The following is a 15,495-nucleotide window of genomic DNA, read 5'->3' on the forward strand; positions in this document are numbered from 1 at the left end:
GTGCGGACGACGGCGCCTGGCTTGGAGAGGGGAAACGGTGGGGATGGTGGGAGCGCTACGGTTGCCGAGGACGCAAAAAGAAAGGGCGCCGTCTGGCGCCCTTGGAGGTTTATTTCAGTTTTTCCAGCGACCGGAGGAATTTTTCGGCATTCTGGAATCCGATAACCCGCGAATCCGGAATTTCCTGGCCGGCTGCATTAAACATGATAATGCCCGGGGGACCAAATAAACCAAATCGCTGCAGCATGGCTTTATCCGCCTCGTCATTTGCGGTGACGTCCACCTGCAGCAAAATGGTATTTGCCAGTTTTTGCTGGACAGCAGGATTAACGAATGTCAGCTTTTCCATTTCCTTGCACGACACGCACCAATCGGCATAAAAATCGAGCATGACGGTTTTACCGCCGGTTTGCGCCAATACCGCATCCAGATCGGTCACTGTTTTAATGCGCTTGAATTCCAGGTGGCGATCGGCACGGCCCAGCAGTTTCTCGACCGGATGCAATGGATCAGCGCTGCCCGTCGCCAGGCCGGCGATTTGCAGCAAGCCGAATACCGCAAATACCGCAGCAATGACTTTTGGCATCCATTTACCGCTTTCATGGGTCAGCAGGAAAAATGCATAAGCAACACCCAGGATTGCCCAGCCAATCATCTGCACCTTACCCGGCAATACCGGCGACACCAGCCACCACGCCATCACCAGCATCAGGACGCCAAAGAAACGTTTCACCGCCTGCATCCAGATGCCCGCGCGCGGCAACAGCGCACCGGCCGACACGCCCACCAGCAGCAGCGGAATGCTCATGCCGACCGCCATCGAAAACAGGGCGCTGCCACCCACCACCACGTCGCGCGTCTGGCTGATATAGACCAGGGCGCCGGCCAGCGGCGCGGCCACGCAGGGGCCGACGATCAGGGCCGAAATCGCGCCCATGGCAAACACGCCGGCCAGTTTGCCGCCCGATTGGCGGTTGGAGGCGCTGGCCAGGCGCGATTGCAGCGCGGCTGGAACTTGCAATTCATATACGCCAAACATGGACAGGGACATGCCCGCCATGAGCAATGCCACCACGCCGAGGACCCAGGGATTTTGCAGTGCAGCAGAGAGGCCCTGACCAATCAGGCCAGCGGCGATACCGAGCGCGGTGTACACAATGGCCATGCCGAGCGAATAGCTGAGCGACAGCACGAAGCCACGCGAGCGGTTGCCGGCCGCGCCATCGCCAACGATGATCGAGGACAGGATCGGCACCATCGGCAGCACGCAGGGCGTAAAGGACAGGCCCAGGCCGAGCAGGATGAAGAGCGGCGCAATGACCAGGATGCTGCCACCCTTCAGGGCCGATTCGATGCGGCCCATTTCGCTCTCCGCGCCAGCAGGCGCCGCCCCGGCAGCCACCGGCGCCGCGCCGCTATCGGCGCCCGCCAGCGCAGGAACACCCGCCGGGTCCGCGTTCACGCCGGCAGCACCCGCGGGCGCCGGCATATCGACCTGCCCAGCCGCGCCGGGAATGCTTTGCGCGCCGCCCGCCGCGCCCTGCCCTGCGCCCAGGGCCAGCAAGCCGCCGGCCGGTGCACTGGCGGCGCCGCCGACCACCATCAGCCGTGCCGACGACTCCATTGGCGAATAGCACAGGCCTTTGTCGGAACACCCCTGGCTGGTCACTTTCAGCGTGAAGGGGCCGGGCGCTTCCACCGGGATCGTGACAACCACCTGACGGCGATAGGTCTCCACCTCCTTGGCAAAGGTCTCATCGTATTTCACCTTGCCGGCGGGGAGCTGCGGCGTCCCCAACGTGGCGCCTTCTGCCGCGAACTTGAAGCGTTCGCGGTACATATAGTAGCCATCTGCGATATCAAAGGTGACCGCCACCGCTTTGCCGTCCACCACCTTCGCGGAAAATTTGAACGCGACCAGCGGATCGAGGAACTCCTCGTCGGCCCGCGCGGCGCCGGCAAACAGGAAAGCAAAGAGCGAAAGCGCGGCCAGCAGCCACGCGCGGAAAGGAGACGCGATGCGGAACATAGGGAACTTTTTGGTGTAACTTGCAGACGGCCAAATAGTACACCGGGCGATGCTTTTCTACCGGGAATATGCGAGACTTTGGCGGTCAATTTCTTGGAGTCAATGATGTCAAATAAGATCCTGGCTTGCGTGCTGGCTGGCGCATGTGCCCTGCCTGTATTGGCCGCCGAGCGCGCGCCGCAGGCCATTAGCGAGAAGGGCCTGCTGGCCAGCATCAAAATCCTGGCATCGGACGAATTTGAAGGGCGCGCGCCCGGCTCGCCCGGTGAGGAAAAGACGGTAGCCTGGCTCACCGCCCAGTTCAAAGCACTCGGCCTGAAGCCCGGCAATCCGGACGGCAGCTGTGTGCAGAAAGTGCCTATGCGCAGCCAGACGCCGACCCCGCGCCTGAGCTGGAGCGTGGGCGGCAAAACCGCCACGCTCAACTTCCCGGACGACTTCGTCGCCTCCTCCACTGGCCCCGATACCACAGTGCGCATCAAGGATTCCGAAATCGTCTTCGTCGGCTACGGCGCCGTCGCGCCTGAGTACGGCTGGGACGACTTCAAGGGCGTGGACGTGCGCGGCAAGACCATCGTCATGCTGATCAACGACCCCGCCATTCCCGACCCGCGCGATCCGTCGCGCCTGGACCCGTCCATGTTCAAGGGCGCCGAGATGACTTACTACGGGCGCTGGACGTACAAGTATGAAATCGCCGCCAAAATGGGTGCGGCAGCGGCCCTGATCGTGCATGAAACCAAGCCCGCCGCTTACCCCTACGCGGTGGTGCGCCAGGGTGGCGTCGGCGAGCAGTTCTCGCTTGCGAACGGCGGCAAGGATGCTCCGGAAATCCCGGGCTGGATCCATGAGGACAAGGCACGCGAACTGTTTGCCGCCGCCGGCCTCGACTTTGCGCAACTGAAGCAGGCGGCGCTGCGGAAAGACTTCCAGCCGGTCAGCCTGAAAGGCGTGGCCAACTGGGAGATCGACAATGAGCGCCGCTTCCTCGATTCGCACAATGTGGTGGCGATGCTGCCTGGCGCCGATCCCAAGCTGAAGAACGAGTTCGTGATCTACTCGGCGCACTGGGACCACCTGGGCAAGCACGGCGACAAAATCTTCTACGGCGCGCTCGACAACGCGTCCGGCACCGCCGCCCTGCTGGAGCTGGCCAAGGCCTACAAGGCCCTGCCCAAGGCCCCCAAGCGCTCCATCCTGTTCATCGCCACCACGGCGGAAGAACGCGGCCTGCTCGGCGCCAAATACTACGCGCAGCAACCGCTGTATCCGATTGCGCGCACGCTGGCCAATATCAACATCGACGGCATCAATGCCTGGGGCCGCACCGCGCAGATCGAACACGTGACTTCCGGCCATTCATCGCTGGACGGACTGCTGGCCAAATACGCCGCCGCGCAAGGGCGCAAGGTCGTGCCGAACTCGCGCCCCGAGACCGGCACCTTCTACCGCGCCGACCAGCTCGAGTTCGCACGTGTCGGCGTGCCGGTGCTGTACACCAAGGCGCGCTCGAACTATGTGGGCAAGCCAGAATCGTACGCGCGCGAAGTGGTGGACCACTACACGGCGCACGACTACCACCAGCCGACCGATTCCGTGCGCGCCGATTGGGATTTCAGTGGCGGTGTGCAGGATATCCAGCTGCTGTTCCAGGTCGGCCTCGATGTCGCCAACGGCAAGCAGTGGCCGCAATGGAACGACAGCTCCGAGTTCTCCGCCCTGCGCCGCTGATCCAATGTCCACTTCGGGGTCAGGAAGAAAAGTGGACATTTCTCCAAGAAAATGTCCACTTTTCTTCCTGACCCCGAAGTGGACATGCGAAAAAAAAGCCGGGCAATGCCCGGCTTTTTAATGAACCTGACTGAGATTACTCAGCGGTTGGTGCCTCTTCAGCGGAGGTGACTTCTGGACGGTCCACCAGCTCGATGAAAGCCATTGGAGCGTTGTCGCCATGACGGAAACCCATTTTCAGGATACGCAGGTAGCCGCCGTTGCGGTTGGCGTAGCGTGGGCCGAGTTCAGCGAACAGCTTCAGAACCATCTCGCGGTCGCGCAGACGGGAGAAAGCCAGGCGCTTGTTGGCCAGGGTGTCGGTCTTGCCCAGGGTCAGGATCGGTTCCACAACGCGACGCAGTTCCTTTGCCTTTGGCAGGGTGGTCTTGATCGCTTCGTGACGCAGCAGCGAAACAGTCATGTTGCGCAGCATTGCCAGACGGTGGGACGAGGTACGGTTCAGTTTACGGAGGCCGTGACGGTGACGCATGGTACTTCCTTTCAATAATGTTTAAATCCGAGATCTTCGATCGCCTAAGCCAGGCAAAGGCGCGGTCCGGTTATCAAGTTAAAACGCCCGCGGCAAAACGCCGCGGGCGGTACAGCAAAAATTACTTCTCCAGACCAGCCGGCGGCCAGTTCTCGAGTTTCATGCCCAAGGTCAGGCCGCGCGATGCCAGCACTTCCTTGATTTCGTTCAGCGACTTGCGGCCCAGGTTCGGGGTCTTCAGCAGCTCGTTTTCGGTGCGCTGGATCAGGTCGCCGATGTAGTAGATGTTTTCTGCTTTCAGGCAGTTGGCCGAACGCACGGTCAGCTCCAGGTCGTCCACTGGACGCAGCAGGATCGGATCAACCATTGGAGCACGCGAAGGCGCTTCAGCGGTGGTCTCGGTGCCTTCCAGGGCAGCGAACACGTTCAGCTGGTCGACCAGCACGCGGGCCGATTGACGGATCGCTTCTTCCGGGGTGATCACGCCATTGGTTTCAATGTTGATGATCAGCTTGTCCAGGTCGGTACGCTGTTCCACACGCGCCGATTCGACGGCGTAGGAAACACGGCGCACTGGCGAGAACGATGCGTCCAGGATGATGCGGCCGATGGTCTTGTTGGCGTCTTCCGACAGGCGACGCACGTTGCCAGGCACATAGCCGCGGCCTTTTTCGACCTTGATCTGCATGTCCAGCTTGCCGCCAGCGGTCAGGTTGGCGATCACGTGTTCCGGGTTGATCAGCTCGACGTCGTGCGGCAGGTCGATGTCCGACGCCAGCACTGGGCCTTCGCCTTCCTTCTTCAGGGTCAGGGTCACGGAGTCACGGTTGTGCACCTTGAACACGACACCTTTCAGGTTCAGCAGCAGGTCGACCACGTCTTCCTGCACGCCGTCCAGCGAGGAGTACTCGTGAACGACACCGGCAATGGTGACTTCGGTCGGCGCAAAGCCGGTCATCGAAGACAGCAGCACGCGGCGCAGCGCGTTGCCCAGAGTGTGGCCGTAGCCGCGCTCGAATGGCTCCATCACGACTTTGGCGTGACCGTGGCCCAGGGCTTCAACATCGATAATACGTGGTTTCAACAAGCTATTTTGCATGTAAATGTCCTTTTCATTACCCTCGGCTCGTTACACCGATAAGGCTGATGGCATTAAATGGAAAAGGCGGGACCGAGTCCCGCCTTGGTACAGCACCCGCGATTAACGGGAATACAGTTCGACGATCAGCGATTCGTTGACGTCAGCAGCGATTTCGTTGCGCTCTGGCAGGGACTTGAAGGTACCTTCCATTTTCTTGGCGTCAACCGACACCCAAGCTGGCATGCCAACTTGTTCAGCCAGCGACAGCGCTTCGATGATACGGGTCTGCTTCTTCGACTTTTCGCGCACAGCGATCACGTCGCCGGTCTTCACGTTGTACGAAGGGATGTTCACCACGTTGCCGTTCACGGTGAAGGCTTTGTGGGACACCAGCTGACGCGCTTCAGCGCGGGTCGAGCCGAAGCCCATGCGGTAAGCAACGTTGTCCAGGCGGGATTCCAGCAGGGACAGCAGGGTTTCGCCGGTTGGGCCCTTGCGGCGCTCAGCTTCAGCGAAGTAGCGGCGGAACTGGCGTTCCAGCACGCCGTACATACGCTTGACCTTCTGCTTTTCGCGCAGCTGGTTGCCGTAGTCGGAGGTGCGGGCGCCGGATTTCACGCCGTGCTGGCCTGGCTTGACGTCCAGTTTGCACTTGGAATCCAGGGAGCGGCGGGCGCTCTTCAGGAACAGGTCGGTGCCTTCACGGCGGGACAGTTTTGCTTTTGGTCCGATATAACGTGCCACGGTAATTTCCTTTGAATGATAAATGACGCCCCAGCCGCATCGGAATGCGGTTAGGCGCTAGCCTGGCTCACTTTCAGCGCAGGCGGTGGCTCAACATTGCCAGCCCGGCCACAAAAGCGGCGCGAGAAGGCAAAAATAGCCGGACAGTATAACCGTTTCCGGTTCACTGTTCCAGCAATTTTGAATTCAGAAGACGGTGGCCGGCACACACCATGCCGGCCAATGTCGGACTGACTATTAGATACGACGACGCTTTGGAGGACGGCAGCCGTTGTGCGGCACTGGGGTCACGTCCTGGATCTCGGTGATCTTGATGCCCAGGTTGTTCAGTGCGCGAACAGCGGATTCGCGGCCAGGACCAGGGCCCTTGATGCGAACTTCCAGGTTCTTCACGCCGCATTCCTGTGCAACTTTACCAGCGGCTTCAGCAGCAACCTGCGCTGCGAACGGGGTCGATTTACGCGAACCCTTGAAGCCAGCACCACCGGAGGTCGCCCACGACAGAGCGTTGCCCTGGCGGTCGGTGATGGTGATGATGGTGTTGTTGAAGGAAGCGTGAACGTGTGCGATACCTTCGGCGACGTTCTTCTTGACTTTCTTGCGTACGCGAGCGGCTGCCGCGGAGCTTTGTTGCTTAGCCATAATAGTTCCCTAGATTATTTCTTCAGCGATTGAGCGGCTTTGCGCGGGCCCTTACGGGTACGTGCATTGGTGCGGGTGCGCTGACCGCGGACCGGCAGGCCCTTACGGTGACGCAGACCACGGTAGCAGCCCAGGTCCATCAGACGCTTGATGTTCATCGACAGTTCGCGGCGCAGGTCACCCTCTACCACGAATTTGCCGATTTCTTCACGCAGCTTCTCGAGTTCGCTGTCGTCCAGGTCCTTGACCTTCTTGTTGGTTGCAACGCCGGCTTGTGCGCAGATGAACTGCGAACGTGGACGGCCGATACCGTAGATCTCGGTCAGGCCGATAACGGTGTGCTTGTGATTTGGGATGTTAACCCCTGCAATACGTGCCATTCGTTATTCCCTCGATTAACCTTGACGCTGCTTGTGACGAGCTTCCACGCAGATTACGCGGACCACGCCCTTGCGCTTGATGATCTTGCAGTTGCGGCAGATGCGCTTAACTGAAGCGTTAACTTTCATGATTGCACTCTCTTATGTTCGAAATTGCTTAATTAATTACTTTGTCCGGAACACAATACGGGCCCGGCTCAGGTCGTACGGCGTCAATTCAACCGTGACCTTGTCGCCAGGGAGAATGCGGATGTAGTTCATGCGCATTTTACCCGAAATGTGGCCAAGTACCACGTGTCCGTTTTCCAGCTTTACTCTAAAAGTTGCATTGGGCAAGTTCTCCAGGATCTCGCCCTGCATCTGAATTACGTCGTCTTTTGCCATTTATCGTGTCGGAATCCCGCCCTTGAAGTTAGCTTTGCGCAGCAGCGATTCATATTGCTGCGACATCACATAGTTTTGTACTTGAGCCATGAAGTCCATGGTCACAACCACAATAATCAACAGCGAAGTACCGCCAAAATAGAACGACACCTTCCATTGCGCCTGCATGAATTCCGGCAGCAAGCACACGGCGGTGATGTACACGGCGCCCGCCAGGGTCAAACGCATCAGGATCTTGTCGATGTAACGGGCTGTCTGCTCACCGGGACGAATCCCTGGCACAAAGGCCCCGCTCTTCTTCAAGTTCTCTGCAGTCTCCTTGCTGTTGAACACCAGTGCGGTGTAGAAGAAGCAGAAGAATACGATTGCCACAGCGTACAGCAGTGCATGGATTGGCTCACCAGGAGCCATCGACGCAGCCAGATCTTTCAGGAAGCGGACCACCGGATTGGTAGTGTCCGCACCTTTCGAAAACCAGTCCACGATGGTAGCTGGGAACAAGATAATCGACGAAGCGAAGATCGGCGGAATGACGCCTGCCATGTTGAGCTTGAGCGGCAGGTGGCTGGTCTGCCCACCGTAGATCTTGTTACCGACCTGACGTTTGGCGTAGTTGACCAGGATCTTGCGCTGACCACGTTCCACGAACACCACAGCGTAGGTGACAGCCGCCACCAGAGCCACGATGAGCAGGGCCGACAGTGCATTGATCTGGTTGCTCGACACCTGGGAGAACAAGCCACCCAGAGCGCTCGGCAGACCAGCTGCAATACCGGCGAAGATGATGATCGAGATGCCGTTACCAAGACCACGCTCGGTAATCTGCTCGCCCAACCACATCACGAACATGGTGCCGGTCAGCAGCGTCACCACGGTGACGAAGCGGAAGCCCATGCCAGGGTCGATCACCAGGCCAGGCTGGGATTCCAGCGCGACCGCGATGCCGAACGCCTGGAACAGTGCCAGACCGACAGTTGCATAACGGGTGTATTGGGTAATCTTGCGACGACCCGCCTCACCTTCTTTCTTCAGCGCCTCCATCGTCGGGGACACGATCGACACCAGCTGCATGATGATCGAGGCCGAGATGTATGGAGTAATGCCCAGGGCAAAGATGGTGAAACGCGACAGCGCGCCACCCGAGAACATGTTGAACATGCCCAGGATGCCGTTCTGCTGCGATTCAAACAACCGTGCCAGCTCTACCGGGTTAACACCCGGAACAGGGATGTGTGCACCGATACGGTACACCACCAGAGCGCCCAGCAAAAACCACAGCCGGTTCCACGGGAAGCCGGCGGCGGCGGATTTAGCAAGCTGTTGGTTCGTTGCCAATTTTCGCTCCGATTAAGCTAGCTAGCTCAGGCTACCGAGCCGCCAGCTGCTTCGATGGCTGCTTTCGCGCCAGCGGTCACCTTCAGGCCTTTTACGGTCACTGCTTTGGTGATTTCGCCGGAAGCGATCACACGTACGTCGCGTGCCAGAACATTCAGCACGCCGGCCTGTTTCAGCACCAGGATGTCGACTTCGCCGACAGCCAGGGCGTTCAGGTCGGACAGACGCACTTCAGCCTTGAAAGTAGCATTCAGCGATTTGAAGCCACGCTTAGGCAGACGACGCTGCAGAGGCATTTGACCGCCTTCGAAGCCGACTTTGTGGAAGCCGCCCGAACGCGATTTCTGACCCTTGTGGCCACGGCCTGCGGTTTTACCCAGGCCAGAGCCGATACCGCGGCCAACGCGGCGCTTAGCGTGCTTCGCGCCTTCTGCTGGTTGAATGGTATTCAGTTGCATTGTTTTCTCCAGATCCTAAGCGTTACTTAGGAAACGACTTTAACGAGGTAGGCGACCTTGTTGATCATGCCGCGCACAGCAGGGGTGTCCTGCAGTTCGCTGACAGAGTTCACACGACGCAGGCCCAGGCCACGCACGGTGGCGCGGTGGTCTTGACGGGTGCCGATCAGGCCCTTCACCAGTTTGACTTTGATAGTGCTCATTGAAGGCTCCTATTAACCCAGGATCTCTTCAACCGACTTACCGCGCTTGGCGGCGATGTCAGCTGGAGTGCTCATTTTTGCCAGACCGTCCAGGGTGGCGCGCACCAGGTTGTATGGGTTGTTCGAACCGGTGGACTTTGCCACCACGTCGGTCACGCCCATCACCTCGAAGATTGCGCGCATTGCGCCACCTGCGATCACGCCGGTACCTGGCTTAGCTGGCGACATCATCACTTTCGACGCGCCGTGGCGGCCGGTGACGGTGTGCTGCAGGGTGCCGTTCTTCAGAGGTACCTTGATCAGGTTGCGGCGGGCTTCTTCCATTGCCTTCTGCACACCGACCGGAACTTCTTTCGACTTGCCCTTGCCCATGCCGATGCGGCCATCGCCGTCACCAACCACGGTCAGCGCTGCGAAGCCCATGATGCGACCACCCTTGACCACTTTGGTCACGCGGTTGATCGCGATCATTTTTTCGCGCATGCCATCATCCGGCTTATCGGATGCCATCTTTGCTTGCATTTTTGCCATGTTCGTTATCCTTAGAACTTCAGACCGGCTTCACGCGCGGCTTCAGCCAGCGCCTTGACACGGCCGTGGTAACGGAAACCGGAGCGGTCGAAGGCAACTTCGGTAATGCCCGCTTTCAGTGCTTTTTCTGCGACACGCTTGCCAACCAGAGCGGCGGCGGCAGTGTTGCCACCCAGACCGGTCTTGCCAGCCAGTTCGGCGCGCACTTCCGCTTCCACGGTCGAGGCCGAAACCAGTACTTTGGCATCCGGGCTGATCAGGTTCGCGTAAATGTGCTGGTTGGTACGGTGCACCGACAGGCGGTTCACTTTCAGCTGCGCGATCTTGATGCGAGTTTGACGTCCGCGGCGCAGACGAGATTCTTTTTTGTCCATCGTCAGCCCCTAATTACTTCTTCTTGGTTTCTTTGAGCTTAACCACTTCGTCCACATAGCGGACACCCTTGCCCTTGTAAGGCTCAGGGGAGCGGTAAGCACGCACTTCGGCAGCCACCTGGCCAACCTTTTGGCGGTCAACGCCAGAGATGATGATCTCGGTTGGGGTCGGGGTGGCGCACTTCACGCCAGCTGGCATGTCGTGCACGACAGGGTGCGAGAAACCCAGGGACAGGTTCAGCTTGTCGCCTTGGGCCTGGGCTTTGTAACCCACGCCAACCAGGGACAGCTTCTTCTCGAAGCCCTTGGTTACGCCCACTACCATGTTGTTGACCAGGGCACGCAGGGTGCCGGACATGGCGTTGGATTCACGGCTGTCGTTCACCACGTCGAAGGACAGGGTGCCGGCATTGTTTTCTACTTTAACCAGGCCGTTCAGGCTCTGGGTCAGGGTGCCCAGTGGGCCCTTGACGGTGATCGCTTGTGCGGAGATGGCAACTTCGGCGCCAGCAGGCACAACGATCGGCATTTTAGCTACACGAGACATTGTGTTACTCCTTAAGCCACGAAGCAGATGACTTCGCCACCGACGCCGGTAGCGCGCGCTTTGCGATCGGTCATGACGCCTTTCGGGGTCGACACGATGGCCACGCCCAGGCCGTTCATCACGGTTGGGATCTCATCTTTGCCTTTGTAGATACGCAGGCCTGGACGCGAAACACGTTCCAGACGCTCGATCACAGGACGGCCTACATAATATTTCAAACCGATTTTCAGTTCCGACTTGCCCTCGTTGGTGGACACGGCGAAATCTTCAATGTAACCCTCGTCCTTCAGGACGTTGGCAATCGCAACTTTCACCTTCGACGATGGCATAGCCACGGAGGTCTTCTGCACGGTTTGTGCGTTGCGGATGCGGGTCAGCATATCGGCGATAGGATCGCTCATACTCATTGCTTATTCTCCTATTACCAGCTGGCTTTGGTCATACCCGGGATCTCGCCACGCATAGCGAATTCACGGAGCTTGATACGGCCCAGGCCGAATTTACGGAAGGTGCCACGTGGGCGACCGGTTACCTGGCAGCGGTTGCGCTGGCGGGTCGGTGCGGAGTTACGTGGCAGGGCCTGCAGTTTCAGGCGCGCTTCGTAACGCTCTTCTTCCGACTTGGTCTGGTCATCAATGATGGCCTTCAGAGCGGCGCGCTTGGCGGCGAATTTCGCTACCAGGTCAGCACGCTTCTGTTCACGGTTAATCAGTGCGAGTTTTGCCATGATCGTTTAGTTCCTGAACGGGAATTTAAAGGCGGCGAGCAGCGCTTTGGCTTCTTCGTCGGTCTTCGCGGTGGTGGTGATCGAGATGTTCATACCACGCAGTGCGTCGATCTTGTCGTACTCGATTTCCGGGAAGATGATCTGTTCTTTCACGCCGATGTTGTAGTTGCCACGGCCATCGAAAGATTTACCATTCACACCACGGAAGTCACGCACGCGCGGCAGGGCCACGGTGATCAGACGGTCCAGGAATTCGTACATGCGGGCGCCGCGCAGGGTCACCATGGTACCGATCGGGTAGCCTTCGCGGATCTTGAAACCTGCGATTGCCTTACGGGCCTTGGTCACGACTGGCTTCTGGCCGGCGATCTTGGTCAGGTCGCCAACAGCGTGCTCGATGATTTTCTTGTCAGCCACGGCTTCCGAGAGACCCATGTTCAGGGTGATCTTGGTCAGGCGAGGCACTTCCATCACCGACTTGTAACCAAACTTGGTGGTCAGCTCAGCGGCGATCTTGTCTTTGTACAGTTGTTGCAGACGGGCCATTTCTGATTACCCTTTCACTACTTCGCCGTTCGACTTGAAGACGCGGACTTTTTTGCCGTCCACTTCTTTAAAGCCTACGCGATCTGCCTTACCGGTCGCAGCGTTGAACAGGGCAACGTTGGACACGTGAATCGGCATGGTCTTGTCAACGATGCCACCTTGAACACCAGTCATTGGGTTTGGCTTAACGGCTTTCTTAGCAACGTTAACGCCTTCAACCACGACGTGCTCAGCGTCTACACGCTGGGTCACTACGCCGCGCTTGCCCTTGTCCTTACCAGTCAGGACGATGACTTCGTCGTTTTTGCGAATCTTATCCATTGTCTGACTCCTTACAGGACTTCCGGTGCCAGGGACACGATCTTCATGAACTTCTCAGTACGCAGTTCGCGCGTTACTGGGCCAAAGATACGGGTACCGATTGGTTCCAGTTTGTTGTTCAGCAGGACGGCGGCATTGCCATCGAACTTGACCAGGGAACCATCCTGGCGGCGAACACCCTTAGCGGTGCGCACAACCACGGCGTTATAAATTTCACCTTTTTTGACACGACCACGTGGCTGGGCCACCTTAACGGTGACTTTGATCACGTCGCCAATGCCAGCATAACGGCGCTTGGAACCGCCCAACACCTTGATGCACATTACTTCTTTCGCACCGGTGTTGTCGGCTACTTCGAGCCGGCTCTCAGTTTGAATCATAGTTGTCTCTTTCCCAACTTAAGCCGAATGCCCCACACGGAGCTCGGTCAGTCTTGGTCCCGCCAGTACGCACAATGCGCACTGATTGGGTGCTTGATCTTCATACAAGTACTGACCGCGACCGCGCCCGAGGGGACGACTAGCGGCGATACATGAACGAAGCCCGCAAGTATTACATAAAACCTGCGGGCCTGCAAGAACTAATTAAATTGTGGCCGGGAGCTGACGCCCCCGGCTGCAACTTACTTAGACGATTTGTGCAGCTTGCACTACTCGGGTCACCGTCCACGCCTTGGTCTTGGAGATCGGACGACCTTCCTGGATTTCCACCGTGTCACCGGCTTTCACCTGGTTGGTCTCGTCGTGCGCGTGGTACTTGGCGCTACGGACGATGATCTTGCCATACAGAGGGTGCTTCACGTGACGCTCGATCAGAACGGTAACGGTCTTGTCCATCTTGTCGGACACAACTTTACCGATCAGAGTGCGCTTCAGCTTAACTTGCTCGGTCATTTTGCTTCCTTCGAGTTCATTACCGTTTTAACGCGGGCGATGTCGCGGCGGACCTTCTTCAGCTGCGAGGTGTTGCCCAGCTGCTGGGTAGCAGCTTGCATACGCAGACCGAACTGTGCCTTCAGCAGGTCGTTCAGTTCTTTCTGCAGGGCAGCCTGGTCTTTGCCACGGAGTTCAGATGCTTTCATATTTCACTCCAATTATTGGCCAACCTGGCGCACCACGAAGGTGGTTGCCAGAGGCAGTTTAGCAGCGGCCAGACGGAACGCTTCGCGTGCCAGTTCTTCAGCAACGCCGTCCATTTCGTACAGGACTTTGCCTGGACGAATTTCGGCAACGTAGTACTCCGGATTACCTTTACCGTTACCCATACGGACTTCGGCAGGCTTGTTGGAGATTGGCTTGTCTGGGAACACACGGATCCAGATACGGCCACCACGCTTGATGTGACGGGTCATCGCACGACGTGCGGACTCGATCTGGCGCGCGGTGATACGGCCGCGTGCCACGGCCTTCAGGCCGAACTCGCCGAACGACACCGAAGTGCCGGTGGTGTGCGAAATGCCGGTGTTACGGCCTTTCTGCTCTTTACGATATTTCCTGCGGCTAGGTTGCAGCATGCTTATTCTCCTGCTTTGTCAGCTGCAGCCGGCTTGGCAGCGCGGCGACCGGCTGGGGCTTTGGCGCCTGGAGCTGGACGGCGGCCAGCTGGCTTACCGTCGTCGCGGCGCGGGCCACGTGGCTTCTTCTCTTCCGCTGGGGTGTCGATGACTGGTGCTTCGCCGGTGGCGGAGCGGTCACCCTTGTACACCCACACCTTGACACCGATGATGCCGTAGGTGGTCGAGGCTTCGGAAGTACCGTAATCGATGTCGGCCTTCAGGGTATGCAGAGGCACGCGGCCTTCGCGATACCATTCGGTACGAGCGATCTCGATGCCGTTCAGACGGCCGGAGGACATGATCTTGATGCCCTGGGCGCCCAGGCGCATTGCGTTCTGCATGGCGCGCTTCATGGCGCGGCGGAACATAATACGCTTTTCCAGCTGCTGGGAGATCGAGTCAGCGATCAGCTGCGCGTCGATTTCCGGCTTACGGATTTCTTCGATGTTCACGTGCACTGGCACGCCCATGATCTTGGTCAGGGCGGACTTCAGGACTTCGATGTCCTCGCCCTTCTTGCCGATCACGACGCCAGGACGCGAGCTGTACACGGTGAAGCGTGCGTTCTTGGCAGGACGCTCGATGACGATGCGGCCTACGGAAGCGTTTTTCAGCTTCTTCTTCAGGAAAGCACGTGCCTTCAGGTCTTCGTTCAGCATGGAAGCGAAGTTACCGTTGGTTGCGTACCAGCGAGATGCCCAGTTACGGGTGACCGCCAGACGGAAACCGGTTGGATGAATTTTCTGACCCATCGCAGCTCCTTAGTTACCGACAGTCACGTAAATGTGACAGGATTGTTTCGAGATACGGTCGCCACGACCTTTAGCGCGTGCAGTGAAGCGCTTCAGGATTGGGCCCTTTTCGACGTAAATGGTCTTTACGAACAGTTCGTCGATGTCGGCACCGTCGTTGTGCTCGGCGTTCGCAATAGCGGACTCCAGAACCTTCTTGACGATGAACGCGCCTTTCTTAGGGCTGAACGTCAGGATGTTCAGCGCAGCGTCAACCTTCTTACCGCGGATCAGGTCAGCGATCAGGCGACCTTTTTGATCCGACAGGCGCACGCCTTTGAGGATAGCTTTAGTTTCCATTATTTCTTAGCCTTTTTGTCAGCAGCGTGGCCCTTGAAGGTACGGGTCAGCGCGAATTCGCCGAGCTTGTGACCAACCATGTTCTCGGAAACGTACACAGGCACGTGCACCTTGCCGTTGTGCACGGCAATGGTCAGACCGATGAAGTCAGGCATGATCGTCGAACGACGGGACCAGGTTTTGATTGGCTTTTTGTCTTTCGACGCTTGCGCGGCTTCGACTTTCTTCACCAGGTGGGCGTCGCAGAACGGCCCTTTTTTCAATGAACGAGTCATGGTTTATCC

General features: G+C 58.4%; 26 protein-coding genes. 1 reads left to right on the top strand and 25 read right to left on the bottom strand.

The features are described from left to right. Positions 1 to 109 precede the first annotated feature (109 nt). Complete coding sequence (gene dsbD, locus ACE3TQ_RS06735) at positions 110 to 2,029, bottom strand: protein-disulfide reductase DsbD (RefSeq protein ID WP_374581233.1); 1,920 nt, start codon at positions 2,027 to 2,029, stop codon at positions 110 to 112. Positions 2,030 to 2,131: 102 nt separating this feature from the next. Between dsbD and ACE3TQ_RS06740 the strand changes: the two genes are divergently transcribed. Beyond that, the gene (locus ACE3TQ_RS06740) at positions 2,132 to 3,760 is read left to right on the top strand and encodes a M20/M25/M40 family metallo-hydrolase (RefSeq protein WP_374581234.1); all 1,629 of its coding nucleotides are present in this window, start codon (positions 2,132 to 2,134) and stop codon (positions 3,758 to 3,760) included. Between the two features lie 136 nt (positions 3,761 to 3,896). Here the strand turns inward: ACE3TQ_RS06740 and rplQ are convergent, their stop codons facing one another. The 24 genes from rplQ to rpsS all read right to left on the bottom strand — a co-directional run bounded on the left by rplQ (position 3,897) and on the right by rpsS (position 15,486). Continuing rightward, positions 3,897 to 4,292: a 50S ribosomal protein L17 gene (gene rplQ, locus ACE3TQ_RS06745; RefSeq protein WP_342118630.1), complete on the bottom strand. Its 396-nt coding sequence runs from the start codon at positions 4,290 to 4,292 to the stop codon at positions 3,897 to 3,899. A 121-nt stretch (positions 4,293 to 4,413) separates the two neighbouring features. Continuing rightward, positions 4,414 to 5,391 (bottom strand): DNA-directed RNA polymerase subunit alpha, encoded by a 978-nt coding sequence (locus ACE3TQ_RS06750; protein WP_374581236.1) that lies wholly within the window; start codon positions 5,389 to 5,391, stop codon positions 4,414 to 4,416. Between the two features lie 102 nt (positions 5,392 to 5,493). Continuing rightward, positions 5,494 to 6,117, bottom strand: a complete 624-nt coding sequence (gene rpsD / locus ACE3TQ_RS06755) for a 30S ribosomal protein S4 (protein WP_374581238.1) — start codon at positions 6,115 to 6,117, stop codon at positions 5,494 to 5,496. Positions 6,118 to 6,354: 237 nt separating this feature from the next. Further along, entirely contained in the window at positions 6,355 to 6,759 is a 405-nt protein-coding gene (gene rpsK / locus ACE3TQ_RS06760) for a 30S ribosomal protein S11 (protein WP_028101645.1), read from the bottom strand. A 14-nt stretch (positions 6,760 to 6,773) separates the two neighbouring features. Then, positions 6,774 to 7,139: a 30S ribosomal protein S13 gene (rpsM, locus tag ACE3TQ_RS06765; protein ID WP_161025828.1), complete on the bottom strand. Its 366-nt coding sequence runs from the start codon at positions 7,137 to 7,139 to the stop codon at positions 6,774 to 6,776. A 15-nt stretch (positions 7,140 to 7,154) separates the two neighbouring features. Then, a complete protein-coding gene (gene rpmJ / locus ACE3TQ_RS06770) occupies positions 7,155 to 7,268 on the bottom strand; it encodes a 50S ribosomal protein L36 (RefSeq protein WP_082507582.1) in 114 nt (37 codons plus the stop codon). A gap of 36 nt (positions 7,269 to 7,304) precedes the next feature. Next, on the bottom strand, positions 7,305 to 7,523 hold the full coding sequence (gene infA / locus ACE3TQ_RS06775) for a translation initiation factor IF-1 (RefSeq protein WP_005663428.1): 219 nt from the start codon (positions 7,521 to 7,523) through the stop codon (positions 7,305 to 7,307). Next, the gene (gene secY, locus ACE3TQ_RS06780) at positions 7,524 to 8,858 is read right to left on the bottom strand and encodes a preprotein translocase subunit SecY (protein WP_374581243.1); all 1,335 of its coding nucleotides are present in this window, start codon (positions 8,856 to 8,858) and stop codon (positions 7,524 to 7,526) included. A 26-nt stretch (positions 8,859 to 8,884) separates the two neighbouring features. Continuing rightward, entirely contained in the window at positions 8,885 to 9,316 is a 432-nt protein-coding gene (gene rplO / locus ACE3TQ_RS06785; RefSeq protein ID WP_028101648.1) for a 50S ribosomal protein L15, read from the bottom strand. A 26-nt stretch (positions 9,317 to 9,342) separates the two neighbouring features. Further along, on the bottom strand, positions 9,343 to 9,519 hold the full coding sequence (rpmD, locus tag ACE3TQ_RS06790; protein WP_035373423.1) for a 50S ribosomal protein L30: 177 nt from the start codon (positions 9,517 to 9,519) through the stop codon (positions 9,343 to 9,345). A 12-nt stretch (positions 9,520 to 9,531) separates the two neighbouring features. Beyond that, complete coding sequence (gene rpsE / locus ACE3TQ_RS06795; RefSeq protein WP_057264732.1) at positions 9,532 to 10,050, bottom strand: 30S ribosomal protein S5; 519 nt, start codon at positions 10,048 to 10,050, stop codon at positions 9,532 to 9,534. 11 nt (positions 10,051 to 10,061) lie between these two features. Further along, positions 10,062 to 10,424, bottom strand: coding sequence for a 50S ribosomal protein L18 (gene rplR / locus ACE3TQ_RS06800; RefSeq protein WP_374581245.1), 363 nt, complete (start codon positions 10,422 to 10,424; stop codon positions 10,062 to 10,064). A gap of 13 nt (positions 10,425 to 10,437) precedes the next feature. Further along, positions 10,438 to 10,971, bottom strand: coding sequence for a 50S ribosomal protein L6 (rplF, locus tag ACE3TQ_RS06805; RefSeq protein WP_130315944.1), 534 nt, complete (start codon positions 10,969 to 10,971; stop codon positions 10,438 to 10,440). An 11-nt stretch (positions 10,972 to 10,982) separates the two neighbouring features. Further along, positions 10,983 to 11,378, bottom strand: a complete 396-nt coding sequence (gene rpsH / locus ACE3TQ_RS06810; protein ID WP_130315945.1) for a 30S ribosomal protein S8 — start codon at positions 11,376 to 11,378, stop codon at positions 10,983 to 10,985. Between the two features lie 14 nt (positions 11,379 to 11,392). Continuing rightward, the gene (gene rpsN / locus ACE3TQ_RS06815) at positions 11,393 to 11,698 is read right to left on the bottom strand and encodes a 30S ribosomal protein S14 (RefSeq protein WP_055937643.1); all 306 of its coding nucleotides are present in this window, start codon (positions 11,696 to 11,698) and stop codon (positions 11,393 to 11,395) included. Positions 11,699 to 11,704: 6 nt separating this feature from the next. Next, entirely contained in the window at positions 11,705 to 12,244 is a 540-nt protein-coding gene (rplE, locus tag ACE3TQ_RS06820) for a 50S ribosomal protein L5 (protein WP_342118637.1), read from the bottom strand. 6 nt (positions 12,245 to 12,250) lie between these two features. Further along, complete coding sequence (gene rplX / locus ACE3TQ_RS06825) at positions 12,251 to 12,565, bottom strand: 50S ribosomal protein L24 (RefSeq protein ID WP_130315946.1); 315 nt, start codon at positions 12,563 to 12,565, stop codon at positions 12,251 to 12,253. An 11-nt stretch (positions 12,566 to 12,576) separates the two neighbouring features. Continuing rightward, on the bottom strand, positions 12,577 to 12,945 hold the full coding sequence (gene rplN, locus ACE3TQ_RS06830; RefSeq protein ID WP_028101657.1) for a 50S ribosomal protein L14: 369 nt from the start codon (positions 12,943 to 12,945) through the stop codon (positions 12,577 to 12,579). 246 nt (positions 12,946 to 13,191) lie between these two features. Next, positions 13,192 to 13,458: a 30S ribosomal protein S17 gene (gene rpsQ / locus ACE3TQ_RS06835; RefSeq protein WP_028101658.1), complete on the bottom strand. Its 267-nt coding sequence runs from the start codon at positions 13,456 to 13,458 to the stop codon at positions 13,192 to 13,194. After that, a complete protein-coding gene (gene rpmC, locus ACE3TQ_RS06840; protein WP_342118639.1) occupies positions 13,455 to 13,646 on the bottom strand; it encodes a 50S ribosomal protein L29 in 192 nt (63 codons plus the stop codon). The genes rpsQ and rpmC overlap by 4 nt, the downstream gene beginning before the upstream one ends. Positions 13,647 to 13,658: 12 nt before the next feature. Next, complete coding sequence (gene rplP / locus ACE3TQ_RS06845) at positions 13,659 to 14,078, bottom strand: 50S ribosomal protein L16 (RefSeq protein ID WP_231767621.1); 420 nt, start codon at positions 14,076 to 14,078, stop codon at positions 13,659 to 13,661. Between the two features lie 2 nt (positions 14,079 to 14,080). Next, positions 14,081 to 14,872 (bottom strand): 30S ribosomal protein S3, encoded by a 792-nt coding sequence (rpsC, locus tag ACE3TQ_RS06850; RefSeq protein WP_028101661.1) that lies wholly within the window; start codon positions 14,870 to 14,872, stop codon positions 14,081 to 14,083. 9 nt (positions 14,873 to 14,881) lie between these two features. Then, positions 14,882 to 15,214: a 50S ribosomal protein L22 gene (gene rplV / locus ACE3TQ_RS06855; protein WP_374581272.1), complete on the bottom strand. Its 333-nt coding sequence runs from the start codon at positions 15,212 to 15,214 to the stop codon at positions 14,882 to 14,884. Next, a complete protein-coding gene (gene rpsS / locus ACE3TQ_RS06860) occupies positions 15,211 to 15,486 on the bottom strand; it encodes a 30S ribosomal protein S19 (protein WP_130315950.1) in 276 nt (91 codons plus the stop codon). The genes rplV and rpsS overlap by 4 nt, the downstream gene beginning before the upstream one ends. Positions 15,487 to 15,495: the final 9 nt, after the last annotated feature.

This window comes from Pseudoduganella sp., assembly GCF_041914865.1.
In the GTDB taxonomy this organism is placed as follows: Bacteria; Pseudomonadota; Gammaproteobacteria; order Burkholderiales; family Burkholderiaceae_D; genus Rugamonas.

Bases quoted from the DNA above. Each gene is read 5' to 3' on its own strand.
- rpsK (WP_028101645.1), bottom strand. From the start codon at position 6,759: ATGGCTAAGCAACAAAGCTCCGCGGCAGCCGCTCGCGTACGCAAGAAA.
- rpsC (WP_028101661.1), bottom strand. From the start codon at position 14,872: ATGGGTCAGAAAATTCATCCAACCGGTTTCCGTCTGGCGGTCACCCGT.
- rplQ (WP_342118630.1), bottom strand. From the start codon at position 4,292: ATGCGTCACCGTCACGGCCTCCGTAAACTGAACCGTACCTCGTCCCAC.
- rplE (WP_342118637.1), bottom strand. From the start codon at position 12,244: ATGGCCCGTCTGCAACAACTGTACAAAGACAAGATCGCCGCTGAGCTG.
- dsbD (WP_374581233.1), bottom strand. From the start codon at position 2,029: ATGTTCCGCATCGCGTCTCCTTTCCGCGCGTGGCTGCTGGCCGCGCTT.
- rpmJ (WP_082507582.1), bottom strand. From the start codon at position 7,268: ATGAAAGTTAACGCTTCAGTTAAGCGCATCTGCCGCAACTGCAAGATC.
- rpsS (WP_130315950.1), bottom strand. From the start codon at position 15,486: ATGACTCGTTCATTGAAAAAAGGGCCGTTCTGCGACGCCCACCTGGTG.
- rpsM (WP_161025828.1), bottom strand. From the start codon at position 7,139: ATGGCACGTATTGCAGGGGTTAACATCCCAAATCACAAGCACACCGTT.
- rplO (WP_028101648.1), bottom strand. From the start codon at position 9,316: ATGCAACTGAATACCATTCAACCAGCAGAAGGCGCGAAGCACGCTAAG.
- rpsH (WP_130315945.1), bottom strand. From the start codon at position 11,378: ATGAGTATGAGCGATCCTATCGCCGATATGCTGACCCGCATCCGCAAC.
- rpmD (WP_035373423.1), bottom strand. From the start codon at position 9,519: ATGAGCACTATCAAAGTCAAACTGGTGAAGGGCCTGATCGGCACCCGT.
- rpmC (WP_342118639.1), bottom strand. From the start codon at position 13,646: ATGAAAGCATCTGAACTCCGTGGCAAAGACCAGGCTGCCCTGCAGAAA.
- rpsQ (WP_028101658.1), bottom strand. From the start codon at position 13,458: ATGACCGAGCAAGTTAAGCTGAAGCGCACTCTGATCGGTAAAGTTGTG.
- rplX (WP_130315946.1), bottom strand. From the start codon at position 12,565: ATGGATAAGATTCGCAAAAACGACGAAGTCATCGTCCTGACTGGTAAG.
- rplF (WP_130315944.1), bottom strand. From the start codon at position 10,971: ATGTCTCGTGTAGCTAAAATGCCGATCGTTGTGCCTGCTGGCGCCGAA.
- rplP (WP_231767621.1), bottom strand. From the start codon at position 14,078: ATGCTGCAACCTAGCCGCAGGAAATATCGTAAAGAGCAGAAAGGCCGT.
- rpsN (WP_055937643.1), bottom strand. From the start codon at position 11,698: ATGGCAAAACTCGCACTGATTAACCGTGAACAGAAGCGTGCTGACCTG.
- infA (WP_005663428.1), bottom strand. From the start codon at position 7,523: ATGGCAAAAGACGACGTAATTCAGATGCAGGGCGAGATCCTGGAGAAC.
- rplR (WP_374581245.1), bottom strand. From the start codon at position 10,424: ATGGACAAAAAAGAATCTCGTCTGCGCCGCGGACGTCAAACTCGCATC.
- rpsE (WP_057264732.1), bottom strand. From the start codon at position 10,050: ATGGCAAAAATGCAAGCAAAGATGGCATCCGATAAGCCGGATGATGGC.
- ACE3TQ_RS06750 (WP_374581236.1), bottom strand. From the start codon at position 5,391: ATGCAAAATAGCTTGTTGAAACCACGTATTATCGATGTTGAAGCCCTG.
- rplN (WP_028101657.1), bottom strand. From the start codon at position 12,945: ATGATTCAAACTGAGAGCCGGCTCGAAGTAGCCGACAACACCGGTGCG.
- ACE3TQ_RS06740 (WP_374581234.1), top strand. From the start codon at position 2,132: ATGATGTCAAATAAGATCCTGGCTTGCGTGCTGGCTGGCGCATGTGCC.